The organism is Peribacillus sp. NPDC097284, from assembly GCF_044761765.1.
Classification (GTDB): domain Bacteria; phylum Bacillota; class Bacilli; order Bacillales; family DSM-1321; genus Peribacillus.
In genome coordinates, this window is record NZ_JBIWCZ010000001.1 from 400,945 (window position 1) to 422,021 (window position 21,077).

A 21,077-nucleotide genomic window follows, 5' to 3' on the forward strand; every position below is an offset into this window, starting at 1 on the left:
CTAATTTCCAGTATCCATATCAGCATCATCTCTTTCATTTGTGCTGAATGGATTTTTCTTTTCACTAGGTTTTGGTGTTGCGACAATCGGGGTCTGGTCTTGCAAATCCGTTAATGAGGGGTAGTAATAGGCAGACACAGTCAGTCCATACTCTAAAGGTTCTTGAATTTGGTCACGGGACCTGACTTCCTTAGCTCCCTCGAAGGTTAAGCTGTCTATCGTAAAAATTCGATTTGTTGCTTGAATGGAATGAATAAATTCCAACATTTCATCATAAGAAGACGATTTTACATTCATCGTCGCTGATAGCTTTTTCAAACTATTCGGCAGTGTTCCTGGTGCCTCAGTTACAATTTGATCCTGAGCTTCGGTCGTTGTTTCTTTTGAATCCGTTGCTTCCCCTTCAACTTCAGGATCTTGGTCATTAGTATCTGTACTTTCGGATGCCTCATCTGTCGCTGCAGGTTCTTTCGCTCCTGGTGCCTCAGTTGGTTCAGGCTCAACCGGAGTTTCTCCATCGGCAAATGCCATATCGACAATAAAGCTATTGGACATGACTTCTGCTTTTTCCAGGTTCAATACAAACTGATCAGTTAAGGGTTGCACAGGCAGTCTTTTTTGCAATTCTGTCGTCGATTCAAAATCAACACCCGTCCCTGTACCAACTTTCATTTGGACCATCTCTAAAATCTGTTCTTCATTTTTTAATTCGGATGTCTTAGAGGCCAGTTCTTTTTTTACCGGATTTAATAGATAAAAGTATAGTAGAATAAAGACCAAGGCAAAGACAAAAAGGGTGCCAGCTAATAAGAATAGTTCCTTTTTATTGAAAAACCTCATCATTCAGAAGCACCACCCTTTTCCCCGGCTTGTTCCTCATCGTCTTTTATAGCTTCTTTTACGGCAGATTTGTCGAGATTAATAGTATACACAGCCAGATAACGCGGAAGAAAGTCATCTGGCTCTTCTAAAGTGTTTTCTATATCTCTATCCATTTCCTCAGTGTTCACTGATACCAATTCAGCGGTACCTATCAGTTTAGACTTAGTCAATTCGCTCAAATAATAAGCAGCTTGCCTTGAGGTATCAAACTGGACGGTTAATTGGATGGATCCATCTTCATTATAGGAAAAAGCATCGAAGAAACCTCGTTCTGGAAGCAGGAATGTTAACTGGTTTAACACAAACACCGTATCGATTGGAAAAGTATCGGCCCAGTCAATGACACTATGTAATTCGGTAACGGAATTTCCAGACTTCTGTGTATTAATCATGTTTTGTTCGACGGTTGCTGTCGCTTCCCTCACTTGTAATATCTGCTTATCCATGCTTCTAATTCGGTCTGATTGCAAAGAATATTGCCAATAAAACAACGTACCCGCCGCTAAAGCCAGTATGAGTAAGAAAATGAAATAAATGAAGAAACGTGGATTTCTTTTTTCTTTCTTGGGGAGTAAATTAATGTCAACTAGCATGATTATTTCACCCCTTTGATGGCCAATCCAACGGCAGAGTGATAACGACGCAATAAAAGAGCATCATTCATTACCATTTCCATGCTCTCATTTAAAATAGTGATAGGAAGGTCCAAATGATCTGATAGTTTTTCGCAAATTTCTTCTAAATATGGATGATCTCCAGTCACTAAAATTGTAGAAACAGAGTCCCGACCACTGTTCAAATTGTATTTATAAAAAGTCAGCAATCGATCAATCTCTACATACGTATCCTCAATCGTTTGAAAATAGCTAGCTCTGTCACCTTGATAAACGAGTGTTTCCACTCCGCTGCTTGATGAGTGATTGACTTCCCATTCGGAAACCTCATCCGGAAGCAAAATATGACGCATAAATACCGGTTTATCTTCAACAAAAATGGTGGCCGTCACTGAAACCACATCTAATTCTAACAACATGAGCTGTTCGCTGGAATCCAGGTCTCTAGATACATCCCATAATCGATAGATTGCCAGTGAAGCGATATCAGCAGCCAAAGGCTCCAGTTTCGTGCTTTCCAGCAAATCACTATATTGCGAGACCAACTCTTCCGAAGCTGCAAACAAGAGAATTTCCTTACCTTCCGAATTATCCTGGAGGGATACCGTATCGAAAATCGGATCCTCAAACGGTAAATGAATGCTTGTGCCCAGCTCCAAATATAAAAATCCTTCGATTTCATCTTCTTTTATTTCTTCTGGAATCATCATTTTTCGAATCACGACAAACGGGTCCGGCACTAAAAAGCGCACTTGTCTTTTCAAAAGACCCCACTCTTCAACACATTGCTCTACAATCATCTGCAACGTTTCATAATCGAGGATTCTCCCTTCTTTAATGATGCCAGGAGGCAGATAACGTTCACCATAAGCATGCACGATAGGTGGATCCACTTGCTTTAGCTCTACATACCGGATTACATAATCTTTGAAGATCAAATTCACTATTCGGTTTTTTCCGCTAAAAAAAGAGAAAGCCATAGATAGATACCCCTTACTTTAAAGTCATCTTAAAAAGTGCAAATACCACTGTAAAATAGAATCGCCCCAAAAATAGGCAGTTAATGTGCCGAAAACAATATACGGTCCAAACGGAATGGCCGTTTTCTTCTTAATCATACCTGTCAGAATCCCGATGATACCAAGAAACGCACCATAGAAGGTGGCAAATAAAAATGATAACAGCACCAGTTTCAACCCTAGTGCAAAACCCAGTACGCCAAAAAGCTTGATATCGCCGCCACCCATGCCACCTTTACTTGCAACGGCAATCAAAAGCAGCAGGCCAAAGCCAACGACCGCGCCTAGAATGGAATCCCACCATGGAGATAGTGGATAAAATACTCGCAAAAATAAAAAAACCACTGCAAAAAAAAGCAGGATCTTATCTGGTATAAGCATATAAGCCATATCGGAAACGAAGATAATCATCAATAAAGAAATCAATGCCCAGGCCATCCATAATTCACTTGTCCATCCTAGGAATAAAGGAGCGACAGCGAACAAAATGCCTGTCAGTAATTCAACAACCGGATAAAGCGGGGAAATCCGGGCTTCACAGCCACGGCATTTCCCGCCTTGTATTACATAAGAAACGACCGGTATTAACTCGAACGGCGACAAGGTTCGTCCACAAGAAGGACAAGCCGAACGCCGATTCGTAAATGATTTGTTTGCCGGTACACTTAAACCGACTACGTTATAGAATGAACCTAGGATTAGACCTAGGATGAAGAGTAAGAGATAGGTAGTCATTTTTATAAGTTAATATCTTCTCTTTTTAATTCACTTGGGGTTTTGGTTCTTTCATCTGATTTAACGTAATTATGGCTGTCTTTTATCAAAGTAACTACATAGGTAAGATTTCCCGTATCAGAATCTTTTGTAATAGTTACTTTTGTTTCGTCATCATCATATTTATCTCCACTAGGATTATCTACATCTTCTATATACCCTTTAGCTTTTAAATCTTCTAGTGTAATTTCTCCTGTTATTGTTGTCGTACCACTAAACTCTATATCATTCCCCGCAACAGCTGTCCGCGCACCACTAACCATCTGCTGTGCATTGGCAATATGTGCATCTTTCTTCGAGTTATTGATCAATCCCCCGATGCTTGGGATGGCGATGGCTGCGATGATTCCCAAGATAACGACAACGGCCAATAGCTCGATCAAGGTAAGACCACGTTCGTTTTTAAGATGTTTTTTAATAAAATTCATATAAATCCTCCTCTTCTTAATTTCCATTTCGTTACTTTACTGCTACTTTTCTATTAGATTACTATATATTTCTAAAAAAATACAGCGTTTAGGGGTAATTATTCTTACATTTTTTACATATTATCCACTTGGTTGAAGATTTCAAACATCGGCACCATGATCGAGATGACGATCGTGCCGACAATTCCCGCAAGGAGGACGATCATAAGCGGCTCGATAAGCGATTTCAAGCGGTCTGTGCTTGCTTCTACTTCCTTCTCGTAAAAGTCCGCCACTTTCCCGAGCATCGCATCCAGGGCCCCTGTTTTTTCGCCAATCGATATCATCTGGGTGATCAATGGTGGGAACGCCCAATGTTTTTTCATCGGGTCCGTGATCGACTGTCCCCGCTCCAAGGAATCATGTGATTCCCGGATGACTCGGCCGACCACTTCATTTTCAACCACCTGTTCGACGATTTTCATCGCCTGTAAAATCGGTACCGAGCTACTGAACAGGGAACTGAGGGTCCGCGTCATTCTTGCCAATACTGCTTTTTGCATCATCTTTCCGAATAGGGGCATTCTCAGCATTGCAAAATCATAATAGTATTTCGTCTTCGGATTTTTCTTCACAGACATAATCGCAAAGAAAATCAAGAGTACACCCAAGATGACAAGGTACCAGGCTTTTTGCATGAACCCGCTCGCCCCTAAAACAAAGCGGGTTATAGCCGGTAATTCGCCACCAAAATCGCTGAACATATCAGCAAACGTTGGCACAACGGACGTTAATAAAAAGATGACCACGAAAAATGCTACAAAAGCGACGACAACTGGATAGGCCATGGCTGATGTGATTTTCTGCCTCGTTGCCTGTTGCTTTTCAAAATGATCGGCCAGCCGGTCCAGGGTGCTGTCCAAATTACCACCAGCCTCTCCAGCCTTGACCATATTGATATACATCGTCGAAAAGATTTTTTTATGCTTGGCACTTGCTTCAGAGAGTGCCTTCCCTTCCTGTAAATCCTGTTCGATGCTTTCTAGCGCTTTGCTTAAAGACTTACTCTCCGTCTGTTGAGATAAAATGCTCGTTGCGTCAACGACTGTGACGCCTGATTGCAATAATGTAGAAAATTGGCGGATAAAGATAACAAAATGCTGTAGTTTCACTGGGTTTCCGATGGAAAGGTCCCTTGTTAAAAATGTTTCGGGTATCATCGTCATTTCGATGACCCGAATGCCTTCCAGCTTTAACTTTTCCATGGCCTCACGCTTTGTATCGGCTATGACGACTCCCGCTTTTTTTCCTGATTTATTCCGACCTGAATATTTAAACCTAGCCATTTACTCCACCTTGTCCTGTAAAAATGCATGGGCGCTTTCTTTGGATATGAGGCCTTCTGCCAATAGTTCCTTAATGCTGCTTTCAAGGGTATGCATGCCTTGTGCCTTGGAAGTTTGCATAACATTGACGATTTGATGGATTTTTTCATTTCTGATCAAATTGGCCACAGCTGCATTATTGACTAGAATCTCGGTTGCTGCTTTCCTGCCTTTTTTATCGACGGTCGGAATCAAGCGTTGCGAGATGATGGAAACAAGGACGTTAGCAAGCTGGATTCGAACCTGAGGTTGCTGTGCCGGTTCAAAGACATCTATGATCCGGTCGATTGTCGTCGGGGCACTCGATGTATGTAATGTCCCAAACACCAAATGACCCGTTTCGGCTGCTGTAATCGCCGTCTGGATGGTCTCTAAATCTCGCATTTCCCCTACTAGAATCGTATCGGGATCCTGCCTTAGAGCGGCTCTCAGCCCATTTGCGAAATTATTCGTGTCGAAACCCACTTCACGTTGGTCAATGATGCAATTTTGATGCTTATGCAAATATTCGATGGGATCTTCCAAGGTTATGATATGCTTACGCATCGTCTGATTCATATATTGAATCATGGACGCGAGTGTTGTTGACTTTCCGCTTCCCGTTGGTCCCGTCAAAAGGACAAGGCCTTGGGGTTTTTCGACGATTTTCTTTAAAATGGACGGTAACTGCAGTTCATCTAAAGTAGGAATTCTTGTCGGCACGATTCGGACGGCCAACGCCACGCAGGACCTTTGCATATACGTGTTGATTCGAAATCTGGAAATCCCAGGAATGCCGTAAGAAAAATCCAGTTCACCATGTTCTTTAAATTGCTCCCACATCTCTTCGGGGATAATCGCTTTAGCCATCCCTTCCGTATCGGATGGAAGCAACAGTTCTTTTCCGTATTTCTTCAACTCACCATTCAAGCGCATAACTGGTGGCACACCCACCGTTATATGAATGTCAGATGCCTTTAGTTCAAAGCCAGCCATTAGTAAACTATCAATTTTAGCTCTCAAACTGACACCCCTATTCCAGAACTGCTACTCGAAGAATTTCCTCGGTAGTGGTCAGTCCTTGTTTGACTTTCAATAAGCCGTCATCCATTAAGAAAATCGTTTTATATTTCATGGCCACTTCACGGAGCTTGTTAAGCGGCTCGCCATTCATGATCAGTTTTCTCATCTCATCATTGATGACCAATATTTCTTGAAGGGCAATCCTTCCTTTATACCCAGTCATATTACAAGACGTACACCCGCGCCCCCGGTTAATGCTTTCGATTTTCATGCCTCGTTTTGCAAAAATATCGATTTCCCGCTTACTCGGCTCCTGTTTTTCGACACAATCCCGGCACACTTTTCTTACTAATCGCTGCGCCATGATTCCGCTCAAGGAAGAAGCGACCAAAAAAGGTTCGACGCCCATATCTATCAATCTAGTGATCGTTCCTAGTGAATCATTCGTATGGATCGTGCTTAATACTAGATGTCCTGTCAAGGATGCACGGATGGCCACCTCTACCGTGTCCTTATCCCTGATTTCCCCCACCATGATGATGTTTGGATCTTGTCGTAGGATGGAACGTAGACCGGTTGCAAACGTCATGCCGACATTCGTATTGACTTGAATCTGGTTCACACCTTCAAGCTGAAACTCAACAGGATCTTCAATCGTAATGATATTGACTTCCTCGGTATTCAGCTGATTTAAGGCCGCATATAAGGTCGAAGATTTCCCTGATCCAGTCGGACCTGTAATCAGGACAATTCCATTTGGCTGGGCAATCATGGATTCAAATCGCTGTAGGTTCAATTTATTGAATCCAAGTTGTTTCAAATCATTCAACTTATTGCCTAAATCAAGAATCCGCAAGACGATTTTTTCCCCAAAGACTGTGGGAAGAGTCGACACCCGTAGATCGACAGGATGATGGCCGAGGTTCACTTTAATCCGGCCATCTTGTGGAACTCTATGTTCGGTAATGTCCAATTTCGCCATGATTTTGATTCTGGCAATTAAAACGTTTTGCATATTCTTGGGTAACACCTTTTCCAACCGTAATACACCATCCACGCGATACCTGACGACCAATTTCTTTTCCTGGGGATCAATATGAATATCACTTGCCTTATGCGTCACGGCATTCGAAAGCAACTGATTGACAAGTCGTACGACCGGTGAATCCTGATCGACTGTTTCCTCTTGATTATTTACATCGCGATTAAGGGTAACCATCAATTCTTCTAGTCCGTCTTCATCCGTGTAATGTTTAGCAATCGCACGCAAAATATCATCTTTTGTCGCTATGGCTGGTTCGATTTGAAAACCGGTTGAGAGCCGTAGATCATCGATGGCATAAAAGTCCATCGGGTCAGCCATGGCGACATATAGTTTTTCGCCTTCTTTTTTCAAAGGAATCATTAAGTTCCGCTTAGCCATATCCTCCGAAATCAAACTGAAGATATTCGAATCGAACGGGTACCGATATAAGCTCACATGGGGGATACCTAATTGAAATTCCAATACTTCAATCAACTGTTGCTCCGTGATATACCCTTTTTGCAGCAATACATCACCAAGCTTTTGTGACTTACTTTTTTCTTCCAAGGCAATTTGCAGCTGGTCCTCAGAGATCAAACCAGCTTCCACCAATAAGTCTCCAAGCCTTTTTCGGGTTTGAGCCATATTTATCCCTGCTTTACCTTATTTTTGGGGAACGTTGGGATCTTCCACATATTTGGGGTATCCACCCGCTTCCTGGATACTATCACCCTTAACTTGATCACCATCTTGTTTACCTTTTTCGATGTCCTTATTGTTTTCTTTCCTATCGCTATTCCCACTGGCATCTTCGGGCGATTCATTCTCTGTTTCCCCCTGATCCTGCTCAGTGTCTTCGTCAATCCCTTGATCGTCTTTTTCCGTGCTCTCATCCTCCGCATCAGAGGTATCTTCATTATTAGAATCAGAAGGAGGTGGAATGACTTTGAGTTCCAATCCATATACTTCAATTCGATGAATCGGTGCATAGAAATCTTCAGATACGGTTTCCGTCTCCAGAAGATCTCCCGCGGAGGACTCGATGCGACGAAGAACCTTGACTGTTATACCGTCTTTGCCATCCTTTTTCACCTGCATGGCAGCAGGGGCCAACTCATCACTATATTGTTTAATCGTTTTCGGCGTGTATCTTTTTTCATCGGTCGTCTTTACCTCATAGGAATTCAGGAAGGATTGCCCCTTTAATGTGGCCTTTAATTTCTCACCTTCTACCTGAAGTTCAACCCGGTAAGCATGATCATTCGTATTGGCAAAAACCAGATCATGGCCCATTTCAGAATCGATGTGTGCCTCAAATCCCAATTTGGCATAACCAGGAAGTTGATCACTGATATTCCGCTCAAGAATCGTAAAGTTAGTCGGCAGGATCACACCATAAATCGCTGTCGCCAACCGGCTCAATGTGTCTGAGTTATATTTCTTTCCTTCAAGCTCCGACATTTTCTGCAAAAGAGAAAATTGAGTTTCCCCTTTCACTTCCAACGGCTGTATCAAGGGAATCAATTCCTTAATGGCAGTTGCAGCGTCTCCTACATTCACCGTAGCCTCAGCAATTACCTCGTCCTCGCCCACATCTCCATCGATGTAGTTTTCCAGCTCAAGGGTTTTGGTCCCTTCCGTTAAGAACTCCGCACTTACCGCCAGGTCATTGGCAAGTCTATCTATGTCCAACGTAGTAGATGCAAGTGATAAGGACATGTCATATAAATCTTCTAGCAAAGAATCTTTGTCGACCGAGACGACTGCTTTATTTTTCTTGCCTGAAAGCAAAGAAACAACCGTCTTTTCCCTTTGAAAATTGAAAATCCCATTATCTACGGTCATTTGACCTTCCTTATAAGTAATGCCCAAGACCATATTCTGCGTCCACTTTTCAGTTGCCTCGCTCAGTAGCGTACTTACTTCCCGCTTACTTTGACCCTCTATATCCAGGCTCCCAATCGTCGTGTTTTCACCAAATTGTGCTGAATCTTTGAAAATCTGATTATAAGCCGACGCTCCAAAATGCGAAAAACTAAAAATATATGCGGTTGATAAAATAAAGACCAGAAAAATTTTCAGCATTTGTGGATTCTTCACATAAAGGCAACTCCTTTTTATGCTTCAACATTCATGGAAAGCCCGACCAATACACTCGGACCCGCCGATTGTGCGTTAATAATATCCTCTTTCGAAAGAACGCGACCTTCCGAGAAAAGGACTTTTCCGTCTAGGCCCGTTACATTATTCACCAATCGCTTTCCTTGAAGCAATTCAATTTGCTTATTCCTTAAATCAGCTTCCCCATTGGGGTTTTCTTCGCCGGCAGCCACTTCTGCCTCAGGGACTTGTTCACCCATCAACTGTTCCGCCTGCTCGAGGAAGCGGGATGAAGCATCCTCCGTCACGATCAAAATGTCCTTGCCAAAAGTCAAAACAGTTTCAGATGGGAGAATCACTTCATGATCCCCGACTTTCACCTGCATCCCGATGACTTGACCGTTATCTTCATCCGTAAAATACTCGCGGACGCTTCCTAATAATTCACCTTTTCGGGTCATCACTTTGGCATCGGTAATCTTGATCTTTTTATTCACGAGCTGATTTGCAATCGGGATTTCATTTAAATCGATGACAGAGTTTTCGGTTTCGATCGTTAAAGCGTATTCCCCAATCCCTATTACCTTTTTGAAGGGAATGGCCCTTACACTAACCTGCCAATCTTCATGTTCGATTGTGATAAAATCTAGTGAACCTTTTTCAGGATTGATCACTAATGATTTCACCTTTCCAATTTCCATACCTTCTGAAATGCTGATAATGGGCAAGCCTAAAATTTCTGTACTTTTTTTCATATTTTCACCATACCTATCTTCTGATTTTTCATCTTAACAAAAACGGTTTTCCATGAATGCTAACTCTTCTAGAAGAATTGGGTGCGCGCTGAACTTTTCCTTTAACTGCACGATCAATTCACGAAGCTTTTCCGTCTTTTTCGCTGTGATATACGTTTGAATTAAAAATGATGCAAATATGTAATACTGTTGATCCGGTATTTCCGGATGCAAATGGCTCATAACCAGTTGCTCGAACTCGCTATCATTCAACTGATGCTGTGCGATTTGAATATGGGAAACCATCGTTTGAAACATCTGTTGTTGCAATTCGCTGACATGTTCTGTTGGACTCTCAAGAGTTGTTTCTTCAGGCTTAGCAATGACTGACGACGACTCTTGCTCTTCTTTTGCTTTATCTATTTCTAGGACAAGCGCTTCAGGAATCTCTAGAAGGCTTTCCGGTTCTAAAGAATCTTCTAACTGAATATCTGGTTCTTCCACATTCATTTCCTGACTATCTTCACTACCTGTTTCATCGGACGTATTTTCAAGAGTTCCAGGCTCTTCGGGATTTTCCCCTAAACCATTTGATTCTAAGTAACCATGGAAATCCAGTTTCTCTTCCGCAGTATTCACTTCGATAGTTTCTGTGTCATTTTCCGGCTCTATTACTTCCGTTACCCACTCGCGTTCTTCAGGTAATACAGCCAGTTCTTCCATCTCTTCTAGATGAATAGGGTCACTCTCTTCGTCAATCTCCAGCTCCACATACTCATCATCAAGTAGCTTTTCAATCTCGCTTAAATCGTTTTTCATAGGCATTTCTATTTCTGGGATACTTTCTGTTTCTTCAGTTACCGGCTCCATGAAGTCTTCTTCTAGTAATCTTTCAATATCACTTATTTCACCTTTTACCGGCATTTCAATTTCTGGGATACTTTGTGTTTCTTCGGTCACCGGCTCCATAAAGTCTTCTTCTAATAATTTTTCAATATCACTTATTTCCCTTTTTGCCGGTACTTCTATTTCTGGAATACTTTCTGTTTCTTCGGTCACCGGCTCCATGAAGTCTTCTTCTAGTAATCTTTCAATATCATTTATTTCACTTTTTACCGGGACTTCTATTTCTGGGATACTTTCTGTTTCTTCAGTCACCGGCTCCATGAAGTCTTCTTCTAGTAATTTTTCAATATCACTTATTTCACTTTTTACCGGGACTTCTATTTCTGAAATACTTTCAACTTCTTCTAAGTCATTCGTTCTCGTATCCAAAAACTCTGCCTCAAAAACAACGATCTCATCATCAGCGAATTCTTGCTCTTCCTCCGTTTCTTGAACGCGTTCCTTAGATACCGCAACATGATGCTCGCTGCTCTCATATCCCATTTTTTCTTTCTGTTCCGCCTCTGACTCTTCTATTTTGGATAACGAAGCACGATCTCTCGACGTTTCAATCAAAACGGCAGAATCGTTATACCGTTCATAGAAGTCCGACGCTTCTTCTTGATTCGAGAGCATTAATGGCTCGATTTTTTTACCGATAAGGAATAAAGCGAAAAATAACAGCAAAGTCATAAGTAATAAAGCCTGCCAAAGAGGATAGTTATTTGCCACAACTAGACCCGCCAGTGAAACGGCAACAGCACCCCCGATTATGACCAGCTTTCCCTTGAAAGTAAGGGACAATGGTAAAACATAAACAATCGGAATCAATAAAACGAGGGATATTCCAGCAAATACGATCGTCTCCAATAAATCACTCCTATACTATTTTATTATATATTTTCCGTTTTTCGAAAATAGCTCCTTAATTTGGGTAATAAATCCTAAAAATATTGTATAATACTTATAGATATTTTGAAAGAAGGGAAAAGTATGGAAGAAAATATTTTTTCGAAAAATCAAAAGGGATTCACCCTCGTTGAAGTACTTGCTTCTATCGCTATATTAGGAATTATTACCATAACGGTAATGACCTTCTTTACACAATCCTATGATTATACAAAAAGGAACCAGAGTAAGACAGTCGGAATAAATGTTGCGAGAAATGTGATCAATTACTTTGACCAACTTGAGTTTAATGAACTTTATAAACAATATGGAATCGCCTCACTAGACTCAGAAGGCATTAAAATATCTCTACCAGACTGCAACACTCGCCCTTCCCTCTATACAACAAGCTGTTCCGAAATCTTGCAACCTACCATAAATAATTACAAATATGATACAGAAATTACCCTTAAAAAATATGAAAATGTAGCAGTGAAGGATACAGGCTATGATCTTAATAAGAATTTGATTAGAATCGAGGTGAAGGTGGTTTGGGAAGACAAAGAAACAGCTGTCACCGGCCTTTTGAAAAAGTAAAAAAATCTCTCTCGAACGAGAAGGGCCTGAGCCTGATTGAGATATTACTTGCTGTAACCATTACAACCTTCATCACAGGCGTTATCTATTCACTATTCATCACCGGCCTTAGCCTCTATCAAAAAATCCAAATTGAAGGCCAGCTTAGAGAAGATGCGGATTATATTGCCACCATGATTATGAATGAACTGACAACCAACCAGCCTAAATATGTTACCCCTCTTAATGAAGATGGAAAAAACGGCGTTACGTTGAACGTACAAGAAGAGAAAACGGTAGATGGATTCATCATAGAAGATAGCAAGGGAACGGAACCAGTGGATATTTATTTTAAAGATAGCCAGTTCATCATCGATAATAAAGGCGTGTTGACCACTCTTGATCTTTCCACTTCTTCTTTTATTGATATAAACGAAGGTACACAAACGGAAAAGAAAACGGGCATTAGACTCGATACGGATAGTTCTGACTGCACGAGGGACCCCTCAGGGACCTTATGTACGCATAGTACGATTCATGTCACGATGGTCATTGAAAATAATATTCATGCCAAAGGGTTCTTTGTTACTACTGAACCACTTGTATTAGAAAGCTCGTTTGGATTTTAAGGAGTGAAATTCATGAAATGGAATAACGAAGAAGGATATACCCTTTTATCCGTGTTGCTTTCTTTTTTGATTCTGACCACGCTTGGCATGGTACTTCTTGCTGCGAGCATTAATGGAGCAAAGAGAACGGAAATAAGGGAGACAGAGATTGTGGACGATATCGATGATATTAGTGCCGTAAAAGAGGGGGTTTCGATTATTGAGGATCATGTGGATACAATGGAAACACCTCTCCTTTCTGGTAGTAAGTCAGAATACAATAACGATTTAGCAACATTCATAAACGAGGAAAACTTGAAAGGTATTTTCACAATAGAAGATTTAACGAAAAATTATCCAACGATTGATGACCAACATGATAACACAAGAGTCTTTGAGGTAAGCAGCGGCAAATATCATCAAAAGGTCTACATTACGGCGATGCCAAGCTTTCTAAAGTATGCTCTTGGTGCCGGGAAAGATTTGACCATTAATGGTTCTCCCTTTATTGATGGAAATATCTACGCGAAAGAGCAATTTAATATCAGTAACCAAGCTTTATATATGTATAAATCTTCGCTTCTTTCAAGGAAGACAGAATTGCCAGCGGTCCAAGATTATAGTGAGTTGCATGCGAATCGACAAGGGATGAACATGTGTATATCCGCCCCCTCGTGCTACGGTGGTGCAGGACATGACAAGGAAGAGCTGAGATGGCAGCGATTGACTGTTCCTACCCTGAAAGACGCTTTTTTTTCTGGAAATATCCTTTTCAATGATGTCGACGATACATTCAATGATATTGATATAAAAGAAACGTTTATTGATAAACTATCATCTAGTAGTATTGGGATTCCCGGTCTAAATAAGGATATGTCGATTGAAGCCTTGAATCAATCCATTAATCAAAAAGATTCCCCTACAAATACAGAAGTCAGATTCGATGATTTATCGCAGTATGGTACAATATCGCCGATTATTCATCCAGGTGACGCCTATATAGATAGCTTCGATATCGAGCTTGGGGACAAGCAATGGCTAGTCATTTCCGGTAATGCAACGATTGAAAACTCTTTATTGGAATCTATGGATGTTAAAGGCAATATCTTAATTACGGGTGACTTGACGATTAAAGGGAAAGTAAGTTTTGATTCCGTCATCTATGTACTTGGTTCTACTACCCTAAATAATGCAGATATTCCTTGTTACAAAAACAAATGTGGAAATCAACCAGATGATTCGTCTTTAATCATAATGACACAAGGTAAGCTTAGCATTGCACGGATAAATAAATTTCAAAATGAAACCAATACAATCAATGGTTATTTTTATACAGAAAGTAAATCCTCCTGTGACTATCGCTTTGTTTCTGAATGTGGTTCCAAAGAGGTTTCGAATATAGAAGACCCGACGTCTTCTGAGATTTTTGCAGTGGGATCCATTCTGAATATTAATGGTGGGGTCTTTTCTAAGAGTTATTTAACTGTCAATAGTTATCGTGGAGACGTAGAAGATGATAAGGGTGATGGCGATTTAAGCTTTCCTGCAGTAAAAGAAGACGCCGAGTCAAGGTTGACCATAAAAAACAACAAAAGGCTTTTTCTAAATAAGACGCATGCCCTTCCAAAGGTGGAAGGATTGGATGTCATACCCGATAAGCTGAATAAAGAAAAATAAAACAGGGAGCTCCCTGTTTTATTTTTTCAATAGTTTAATAATCCCTTTATGGTCCCACTCTTTAGCGTAATCATAGGCAGTCTTTCCCTCTTTGCTTTTTATTGATTTATCCGCTTTGGCGTCGAGTAATAACTGGACTTGTTCTTTCTCTCCGAACTCGCTGGCATACATAAGGGCTGTCTTACCCAGCTCATTTTTGCTATCAACCGGAATCAATCCCGTACGAGTAAGCAACTTCACTATATCCGTTCTACCACCAATCACCGCTATAGTTAGTAAAGTATTCTTTTCATGATCCTGTATCTTTGTTAGTTCTTTATCGCTTTCTATCAACGCTTGACTAGCTTCGACATTCCCTTCCTGAACGGCAAGCATGAGCGGCGTTTCTCCTGCTTTATTTTTGGTTCCAGGGTTAGCCCCATACTTGATAAAAAGTCGTGCTAGTACATCATCCCCTTTTAGGGAAACGATATGGAGGGCCGTGTTTCCTTGTTCATCCTTTTCTTTTAGCTTTGCTTCAGCTTTTTTCAGCGCCATTTTAAACATCTCATTTTTAACTTTCTGCTTTTCTTCGACTTGCATCTGCTGGTAATGATCTAAAGAATAAGCAAGCTGAATGAATAGAGGGTTATCCGCTTTTGGACTCACATCTGCCCCTTGTTCTAAAAGTGTCCTAGATAAAGAATAAAGTTGCATGTGTAAGGCGTATTCCAATGGGGTCTCCCCTTCTTCCGATTCTTTATTGATGAATGCCTTCGTCTTATTCTTCTTTAACAGCTTTTCCGCTTTTTCTTCTTCGCCTGATTTTATATAGAAAAGCAACGATTCGTACTGTTCTTTCTTCTCCGCTTTAGCAGTCTTGTATTGATACACTCCACCAGCCACAATTAATATAGTTAAAACCATTGAACTGATGAGTATGATTCTTTTTTTCATAAGATGTCCTTTCCCGTTTAATATAAACGAAAACCGGGTTGCCCCGGCTTGATAAACGATCAGTATTTATCTTGATTGTCATTTGAACCTTCTTCTTTTTTTTGTGTAACGGTAACCTTAACGATAGCGTTATACTTTTTCCCAGTATCATCAGCCACCGTAACAGTAATTTCAGTTTTCCCTACCCTCACTCCATGAACGACTCCATTAGATATGGTTATATAATCATTCTTTAAAGGAGAGAAATCCGTTCTATCCACGTTTGTCGCATCTGCTGGACTATGGTGAACGATAATGGGTTGTGAAGTACCTTTTTGTAGCGTTATCTCTGGCACCCTAATTCCCTCAAGAGGTTGGCCTACTTGAACCTTAATTGTTGCCTTTACCTCAGGATTTGATTTTGAAGTAATTTCTATGTTTGCAGTCCCGGTACTGACCCCTTTTATTTTCCCATTTTCCACCACTTCAACAATACTCTCATCAAGTGATTTCCACTCTACTGTTTTATCGGTTGCGTTACTTGGAACGATAATTACTCGAATATCATTAACTACATCAAATTTATTCATGGTAACCGAGGACCGATCCACTTCAATACCTGTTACGGGTACCTTTCTCACCGTAATAATCGAAGTATGTTCTACTAGATTACCATTTGAATCAATTCCCGTAACAGTCATAAGGGTTTCACCAGTCGTTAACCCTGTTATGGTGAAGTCTTCTTTATTAACACGAGCTATGTCATTGTTACCCAATACAATCTCTAAGCTAGACTTGCCATCCTTTGGTGATATATTACTAACGGGTAATGGTAGTGTCTCGCCAACATGTAATGTTAGGTCCGTTAAAGTAAACGAATTGACCGGAATTCTTACTGTCACAGGAACTCTCTTTTCAAAAACATTCCCGAAATTGTCCGTAACTTTCACTTTTAAGAATGTATTTCCTTCTTTTATTACTTTAGCCGTTCCTGAAGCAGGATTTAAATCCAAAATATTTCCTCTGCTTTCTTCACTCCATGAAATACTCCTGACTCCTGCATCTGCGGGCAACTTTTTCAAGTCAATCGAAAAGTTTTTTTCTGTACCCTTACTGAGTACGTAAGAATCAGGAAAATCAATCCCAGTTAAGGCGAAATCCGCATTGAACGTTAATGTATTAAACGTTAACTCCTTTTGGATATTAGTTAAATCCTTATATCTCAATATAGAATTAGCCAATATATACTGTTTTTTTGCAGTTGGCGTGACATGGACACTGAACGTCAAAGGACTAGCAACGAAGTCATTGCCCACTTTTTTGTAGACAATACTCAATGTCTTTTCTAGGGATATACCAGTTGATGCTGTCCCACTTTTCGTACCGTCACTAGTGACCTCCAAATCTGCCGGAAAACTTTCTCTCAATGCCATGGCTTCTAGAGTGACGGAATTGCCAGAAATGGCTTGAGCTTCTATTCCAGTGATTTTTTTCGGTGTTACCGTATATTCGATTTCTACAGGTTGTCCGACTTCCACTAAGTTATTTGATTTCAAAATCCTGCTTACTTCAAGATTGGCATTTATTTTTTGTACTTTTACTTTCACTTCTTTTTCACTGACTGCGCCAGATTGGTCTGTTGCTTGGACCTTGATCGTCACAACTTTACTATCCTGTAAATTATGAGGTAGAGACATATTGATTGTCGATCCATTTATCACATCTTTTTCTTCCGATACTTCTTTCTCGTCCATAAACACTTTAGTGGATAGATTTTTATCTTTTAAATCATAATCTTGTAGTGTGTAAGATAATTCGATGTTCTGGTTTAAAGGGATGACCTGATTTTCTGTTGGAGTATGAATGGTAATTTCAGGTGCATGATTCGACCCTAGGAACGCTCTGTACATCGTGTTAACGAATAACTTTTGCTCATCATCAGGGAAGCTATCACTCCCCCCCTTATGACCTGTTCCAGAGTACGTAATGTTCCCTTTCGAGTAGGTATAATAATGATTCCAGCTATCATTTTCATCCCGACTGTTTCCAGTGATATTATACCAAGGAATTATTTCTGGATCCTCCAAGTCAAGCGTGTAATACTGATTATGGGTTAATGCCACTGATAATTCATTTTTCAATGCATATGGATAGGTTGTCATTAAACCATCATTGATTTTTTTCGTCGTTCTCGAAGTATTGGGTGCACCATATCCAAGATTCGTCTGAGGACTGATTTGACCTGTATCATTCATGAAATTATTTACCCAATTATTATTATTTTCGAAAATGGTATCGTGGGTAAACATGATGCTTTGTTTAGAAGCAATAAACCTTTTCAATGAAGCCACTGCATTTGTATTTATATTCGCCGATCTATTATAAGAATCGGCAAATCCAAAGATGACCATGTCATATTTTCCATTGATGACCTCATGCGAATAACTCGTTTCTTCTTTTTTTGACTTATTAAAAGTGTCCATGCTCGTTGCGTCAATTGAGATACTATATTCGTTACTATTTAAATAGGATTGATTCATATTATTCGGGTTGCTATTCCTTTTTAACGAACTTTTTTCATTGGTGTAGACTTGGAGCACTTTTACTTCCACTTTTTTGTCAACGAACTTAATCATCCCTTTTTCATAACTCTTTAAGTTATTACCGGAATCCACAAGCTCCATTTTCCAATAACGTACCCCTGAATAACCTTTTGGTAGTTTGAAAGAGAGGTTCATTGATTTCGAAGTAACATTCTCTTCCAATACAATTTCATCTGTCGTATATTTGTCGTCAAAGTTGGAATCGATATAAAGCTTGGCTTTTAAGCTCCTCGAGTTGAAATCTGAAGGAGCGACTACATTCATCGTGAATTCCATGTTTTCATTTGGCTGATAAATCTTCTCTTTATCAGGAGATTTAGTTAATGTAAAGCGTGGGGACTGCTTGTACTTATCTCCTTTAAGGAAATTATTAAAAGCCTTTTCCATATTATCTTTATCTGTTTGTGTACTTTCATTATTATTTTTCCCACTTCCATACCAGAATTCGTTCCAGCGATCCCAAAAGCTTCCGCTTGAATTAGTACTAGTACTATCATAGTTGATGACATTACTTTTACTTAATAGATTTTGATCGTTAAACTTCGCTTTTAATTTTGAACCGGTCGCTAGACTTTTGGTATTCAGGATAACCGGTTGCCCTTTATTAATGAAGTCATTAATGATCTCATTCGCCTTTAGATTCGTAATATCATTCATGACCGCTGATGTATTATGTTCTTTATTTTTAACCGGATCAGAAGTATAATTCCCCTCCATAATCGCAATAACATCATATTTGCCATCCAGCTCTTCCCGCTGCGCGACAAACTTCTTCATCGTTATCAATGTATACTCATATGAATTCTCACCTAGGATCCCCCTTAACTGCGAATTTCCTGATGCTACAATCTCAAGGATTCTCAGTTTAGGACCAGACGTTTGAACAGCTGCTTCTAAAGGTTTAGGTAGAAATAGAAACGAAAATAGTAATACCAATGATAAGACTAACCCCACTGATTTTTTCATAATTTACACATCACTCTCATTTATAATTTATCTCTCCTCTGCCTTATACGAAGCAGTTCAGTTCCTGGTAATGTAAGTCTATATGTTTCTCTCTATCGATTGCTTATACCATTATTAGTTATATAGTCTTATTACTTAAGCATATTTTATCAAAAAATGCACAAGAATGGGCAATAAATCCATTAATTTTTAATATTGGTAAAATCACCCTTATAAAAAAGACAAGACTCCAAGGAATCCTGCCTTTTTACCCTCCATATACTGCCACTTTATTTCTCCCAGCTTGTTTTGCGCCTGTATACATGGCACGGTCAGCGTGCCTGATTATCGATTGGGCATCTTCGGCATCGACCGGTGCTGTTGCGACCCCGATGCTTGCTGTAATGGAAATGGACTCTTCCCGTCTATTTTCATTTAAATCCGAATGGACGGTGAAGGGTTTGTTGGCAATCGAGAGTCTGATGAATTCTGCGAATTGATAGACTTCTTCTTTTCCAACATTGGGTAAGAGGATAACGAATTCCTCTCCACCGTACCTTGCTGTTACCCCTAAATGACCAACAATGCCCTCTAGACGCTCCGCCAATTCACAAAGGATTTCATTACCGCTTTGATGCCCATATGTATCGTTAACCGATTTAAAATGGTCAATATCAAGAAGGATCAGCGACAAATGATTGAGTGATTGGTTTTGTAAACGTTCGAATTCCTTATGTAACACACATTCAAAATACCGAAAGTTATATAAATGAGTTAATGCGCATCGTTCACTACTATATTTGGTTTTTTGATAATGGCGAGCATTTTCAAGAGCCACCCATAGGTAGGAGGAGAGAATGTCCATAATCTTCGTTTGATGCGTACCATACGCCCTCTTCTTGGAAGATGTAACAATGATTACTCCTGCCACAACGGAGTTTCGAAGAATGGGAATGGCCATGATGCTTTCCACGTCTTCTGGAAAATTCCCATAATTGGACAGATGCTTCCATTCCTTTTTAGAATGAAAGACCTTGGCTTTTTTCAATTGAAAAAGGGTTGCATAGATTCCTTCTTTTATGGAAACAGGTTGAATCCTTTTTTCTATTTGTACGCCATTTTCTGCATAACGTAATATCTGGGCGTTTTCTTTTTCATCGAATATTTCGAAGACCAGCGTGTACTTAGAAAGGATGATTGCTGAACTACCATCAATAAATAGATCCAGTACCTCGTTCGCCTGTAGCCTTTGAGTCAACTGATGACCAAATTCACTTACCTTTTTTAAATGCCTGTTTATTTCCTTAGTAAAATAGTATTGTTTCATGATATAAGCCAAACTGATCAAAGCCGCCCCTACGAGCAAAATGGCCAAGGTCCCCATTTCGATATATAAAATAAATAAAATAATCCCGATTGGCATGGTCATGAGGCTTAAGAAACCGTCCCATAAAGCATCCTTTGTTTTCATCTCCATCTTTTTCCCATATAACAATGAATGGGAGACGGTGACAGCTAAATGATTGAATAAAAAATAAGAACACAGATAAACGACAATCAACAGAATGTCGAAAATATCAATACCGGAAGTGAAATCATGATCTCCACCTAAGCCATAATAGACCAGTCCACTCAATAGGCAAAATATAAATGACGTGATGGAATTAAGCGGAAACCGATACCAATCCTTTTTGGCTAATCGAAGCCTGACTATAATGAACATGAAGGTAACCTGTGTGACCAGAATTTCGATAGCTAATCCGAACACAAGAAAAACCGCGAGCGAAACGCCCTGTACGACTGTGATCGGGATATTGTTAATCATAATCGGCATCAAGGTCAATACACTTATGAGTACGAGAAAAGCAACAATGTCCCCCGTATTCCCACTCGTGATTGGCGGAAATACTTGAAAAGTCCCGACTAAACCAGCGGGTATAATAAGAAACCACATCACATAGACAGCCATTCTTTTTTTTCTAGAAATAATCATTTATTCTCCCCATCCCCATGAGTATCTTGACACATTAATCATACCA

At 40.1% G+C, this 21,077-nt stretch carries 17 protein-coding genes; 3 read left to right on the forward strand and 14 right to left on the reverse strand.

Features of this window, described 5'->3' with window-relative positions:
* The 11 genes from ACIQXU_RS02100 to ACIQXU_RS02150 all read right to left on the reverse strand — a co-directional run bounded on the left by ACIQXU_RS02100 (nucleotide 1) and on the right by ACIQXU_RS02150 (nucleotide 11,696).
* A complete protein-coding gene (locus tag ACIQXU_RS02100) occupies nucleotides 1–843 on the reverse strand; it encodes a hypothetical protein (RefSeq protein ID WP_402986445.1) in 843 nt (280 codons plus the stop codon).
* The gene (locus ACIQXU_RS02105) at nucleotides 840–1,475 is read right to left on the reverse strand and encodes a PilN domain-containing protein (protein WP_402986448.1); all 636 of its coding nucleotides are present in this window, start codon (nucleotides 1,473–1,475) and stop codon (nucleotides 840–842) included. Before ACIQXU_RS02105 ends, ACIQXU_RS02100 begins: the two co-directional genes overlap by 4 nt.
* 2 nt (nucleotides 1,476–1,477) lie before the next feature.
* Entirely contained in the window at nucleotides 1,478–2,476 is a 999-nt protein-coding gene (gene pilM / locus ACIQXU_RS02110) for a type IV pilus biogenesis protein PilM (protein WP_402986450.1), read from the reverse strand.
* Between the two features lie 24 nt (nucleotides 2,477–2,500).
* Nucleotides 2,501–3,250 (reverse strand): prepilin peptidase, encoded by a 750-nt coding sequence (locus tag ACIQXU_RS02115; RefSeq protein ID WP_402986452.1) that lies wholly within the window; start codon nucleotides 3,248–3,250, stop codon nucleotides 2,501–2,503.
* A 2-nt stretch (nucleotides 3,251–3,252) separates the two neighbouring features.
* Nucleotides 3,253–3,717 (reverse strand): prepilin-type N-terminal cleavage/methylation domain-containing protein, encoded by a 465-nt coding sequence (locus ACIQXU_RS02120; protein ID WP_402986455.1) that lies wholly within the window; start codon nucleotides 3,715–3,717, stop codon nucleotides 3,253–3,255.
* Between the two features lie 113 nt (nucleotides 3,718–3,830).
* A complete protein-coding gene (locus tag ACIQXU_RS02125) occupies nucleotides 3,831–5,042 on the reverse strand; it encodes a type II secretion system F family protein (RefSeq protein WP_402986457.1) in 1,212 nt (403 codons plus the stop codon).
* The gene (locus ACIQXU_RS02130) at nucleotides 5,043–6,083 is read right to left on the reverse strand and encodes a type IV pilus twitching motility protein PilT (protein ID WP_402986460.1); all 1,041 of its coding nucleotides are present in this window, start codon (nucleotides 6,081–6,083) and stop codon (nucleotides 5,043–5,045) included.
* Between the two features lie 10 nt (nucleotides 6,084–6,093).
* On the reverse strand, nucleotides 6,094–7,752 hold the full coding sequence (locus tag ACIQXU_RS02135; protein ID WP_402986462.1) for a GspE/PulE family protein: 1,659 nt from the start codon (nucleotides 7,750–7,752) through the stop codon (nucleotides 6,094–6,096).
* 18 nt (nucleotides 7,753–7,770) lie between these two features.
* Complete coding sequence (locus ACIQXU_RS02140; RefSeq protein WP_402986463.1) at nucleotides 7,771–9,207, reverse strand: VanW family protein; 1,437 nt, start codon at nucleotides 9,205–9,207, stop codon at nucleotides 7,771–7,773.
* A 17-nt stretch (nucleotides 9,208–9,224) separates the two neighbouring features.
* Entirely contained in the window at nucleotides 9,225–9,962 is a 738-nt protein-coding gene (locus ACIQXU_RS02145; RefSeq protein WP_402875820.1) for a PRC-barrel domain-containing protein, read from the reverse strand.
* Between the two features lie 33 nt (nucleotides 9,963–9,995).
* Nucleotides 9,996–11,696, reverse strand: a complete 1,701-nt coding sequence (locus tag ACIQXU_RS02150; RefSeq protein WP_402986465.1) for a hypothetical protein — start codon at nucleotides 11,694–11,696, stop codon at nucleotides 9,996–9,998.
* A 123-nt stretch (nucleotides 11,697–11,819) separates the two neighbouring features.
* Between ACIQXU_RS02150 and ACIQXU_RS02155 the strand changes: the two genes are divergently transcribed.
* The 3 genes from ACIQXU_RS02155 to ACIQXU_RS02165 are packed head-to-tail and all read left to right on the forward strand — an operon-like array spanning nucleotide 11,820 to nucleotide 14,575.
* Nucleotides 11,820–12,311 (forward strand): type II secretion system protein, encoded by a 492-nt coding sequence (locus tag ACIQXU_RS02155; protein ID WP_402986467.1) that lies wholly within the window; start codon nucleotides 11,820–11,822, stop codon nucleotides 12,309–12,311.
* Complete coding sequence (locus ACIQXU_RS02160; RefSeq protein ID WP_402986469.1) at nucleotides 12,266–12,919, forward strand: PilW family protein; 654 nt, start codon at nucleotides 12,266–12,268, stop codon at nucleotides 12,917–12,919. Before ACIQXU_RS02155 ends, ACIQXU_RS02160 begins: the two co-directional genes overlap by 46 nt.
* Nucleotides 12,920–12,931: 12 nt before the next feature.
* A complete protein-coding gene (locus tag ACIQXU_RS02165) occupies nucleotides 12,932–14,575 on the forward strand; it encodes a hypothetical protein (protein ID WP_402986471.1) in 1,644 nt (547 codons plus the stop codon).
* 18 nt (nucleotides 14,576–14,593) lie between these two features.
* Here the strand turns inward: ACIQXU_RS02165 and ACIQXU_RS02170 are convergent, their stop codons facing one another.
* The 3 genes from ACIQXU_RS02170 to ACIQXU_RS02180 form a co-directional block, all read right to left on the reverse strand.
* Entirely contained in the window at nucleotides 14,594–15,511 is a 918-nt protein-coding gene (locus ACIQXU_RS02170) for an ankyrin repeat domain-containing protein (RefSeq protein ID WP_402986473.1), read from the reverse strand.
* Nucleotides 15,512–15,570: 59 nt separating this feature from the next.
* A complete protein-coding gene (locus ACIQXU_RS02175; protein ID WP_402986475.1) occupies nucleotides 15,571–19,059 on the reverse strand; it encodes a DUF5057 domain-containing protein in 3,489 nt (1,162 codons plus the stop codon).
* 247 nt (nucleotides 19,060–19,306) lie between these two features.
* On the reverse strand, nucleotides 19,307–21,031 hold the full coding sequence (locus ACIQXU_RS02180; RefSeq protein ID WP_402986477.1) for a sensor domain-containing diguanylate cyclase: 1,725 nt from the start codon (nucleotides 21,029–21,031) through the stop codon (nucleotides 19,307–19,309).
* Nucleotides 21,032–21,077: the final 46 nt, after the last annotated feature.

Bases quoted from the DNA above. Each gene is read 5' to 3' on its own strand.
- ACIQXU_RS02180 (WP_402986477.1), bottom strand. From the start codon at position 21,031: ATGATTATTTCTAGAAAAAAAAGAATGGCTGTCTATGTGATGTGGTTT.
- ACIQXU_RS02105 (WP_402986448.1), bottom strand. From the start codon at position 1,475: ATGCTAGTTGACATTAATTTACTCCCCAAGAAAGAAAAAAGAAATCCA.
- ACIQXU_RS02165 (WP_402986471.1), top strand. From the start codon at position 12,932: ATGAAATGGAATAACGAAGAAGGATATACCCTTTTATCCGTGTTGCTT.
- ACIQXU_RS02100 (WP_402986445.1), bottom strand. From the start codon at position 843: ATGATGAGGTTTTTCAATAAAAAGGAACTATTCTTATTAGCTGGCACC.
- ACIQXU_RS02145 (WP_402875820.1), bottom strand. From the start codon at position 9,962: ATGAAAAAAAGTACAGAAATTTTAGGCTTGCCCATTATCAGCATTTCA.
- ACIQXU_RS02125 (WP_402986457.1), bottom strand. From the start codon at position 5,042: ATGGCTAGGTTTAAATATTCAGGTCGGAATAAATCAGGAAAAAAAGCG.
- ACIQXU_RS02170 (WP_402986473.1), bottom strand. From the start codon at position 15,511: ATGAAAAAAAGAATCATACTCATCAGTTCAATGGTTTTAACTATATTA.
- ACIQXU_RS02135 (WP_402986462.1), bottom strand. From the start codon at position 7,752: ATGGCTCAAACCCGAAAAAGGCTTGGAGACTTATTGGTGGAAGCTGGT.
- ACIQXU_RS02155 (WP_402986467.1), top strand. From the start codon at position 11,820: ATGGAAGAAAATATTTTTTCGAAAAATCAAAAGGGATTCACCCTCGTT.
- ACIQXU_RS02175 (WP_402986475.1), bottom strand. From the start codon at position 19,059: ATGAAAAAATCAGTGGGGTTAGTCTTATCATTGGTATTACTATTTTCG.
- ACIQXU_RS02120 (WP_402986455.1), bottom strand. From the start codon at position 3,717: ATGAATTTTATTAAAAAACATCTTAAAAACGAACGTGGTCTTACCTTG.
- pilM (WP_402986450.1), bottom strand. From the start codon at position 2,476: ATGGCTTTCTCTTTTTTTAGCGGAAAAAACCGAATAGTGAATTTGATC.
- ACIQXU_RS02115 (WP_402986452.1), bottom strand. From the start codon at position 3,250: ATGACTACCTATCTCTTACTCTTCATCCTAGGTCTAATCCTAGGTTCA.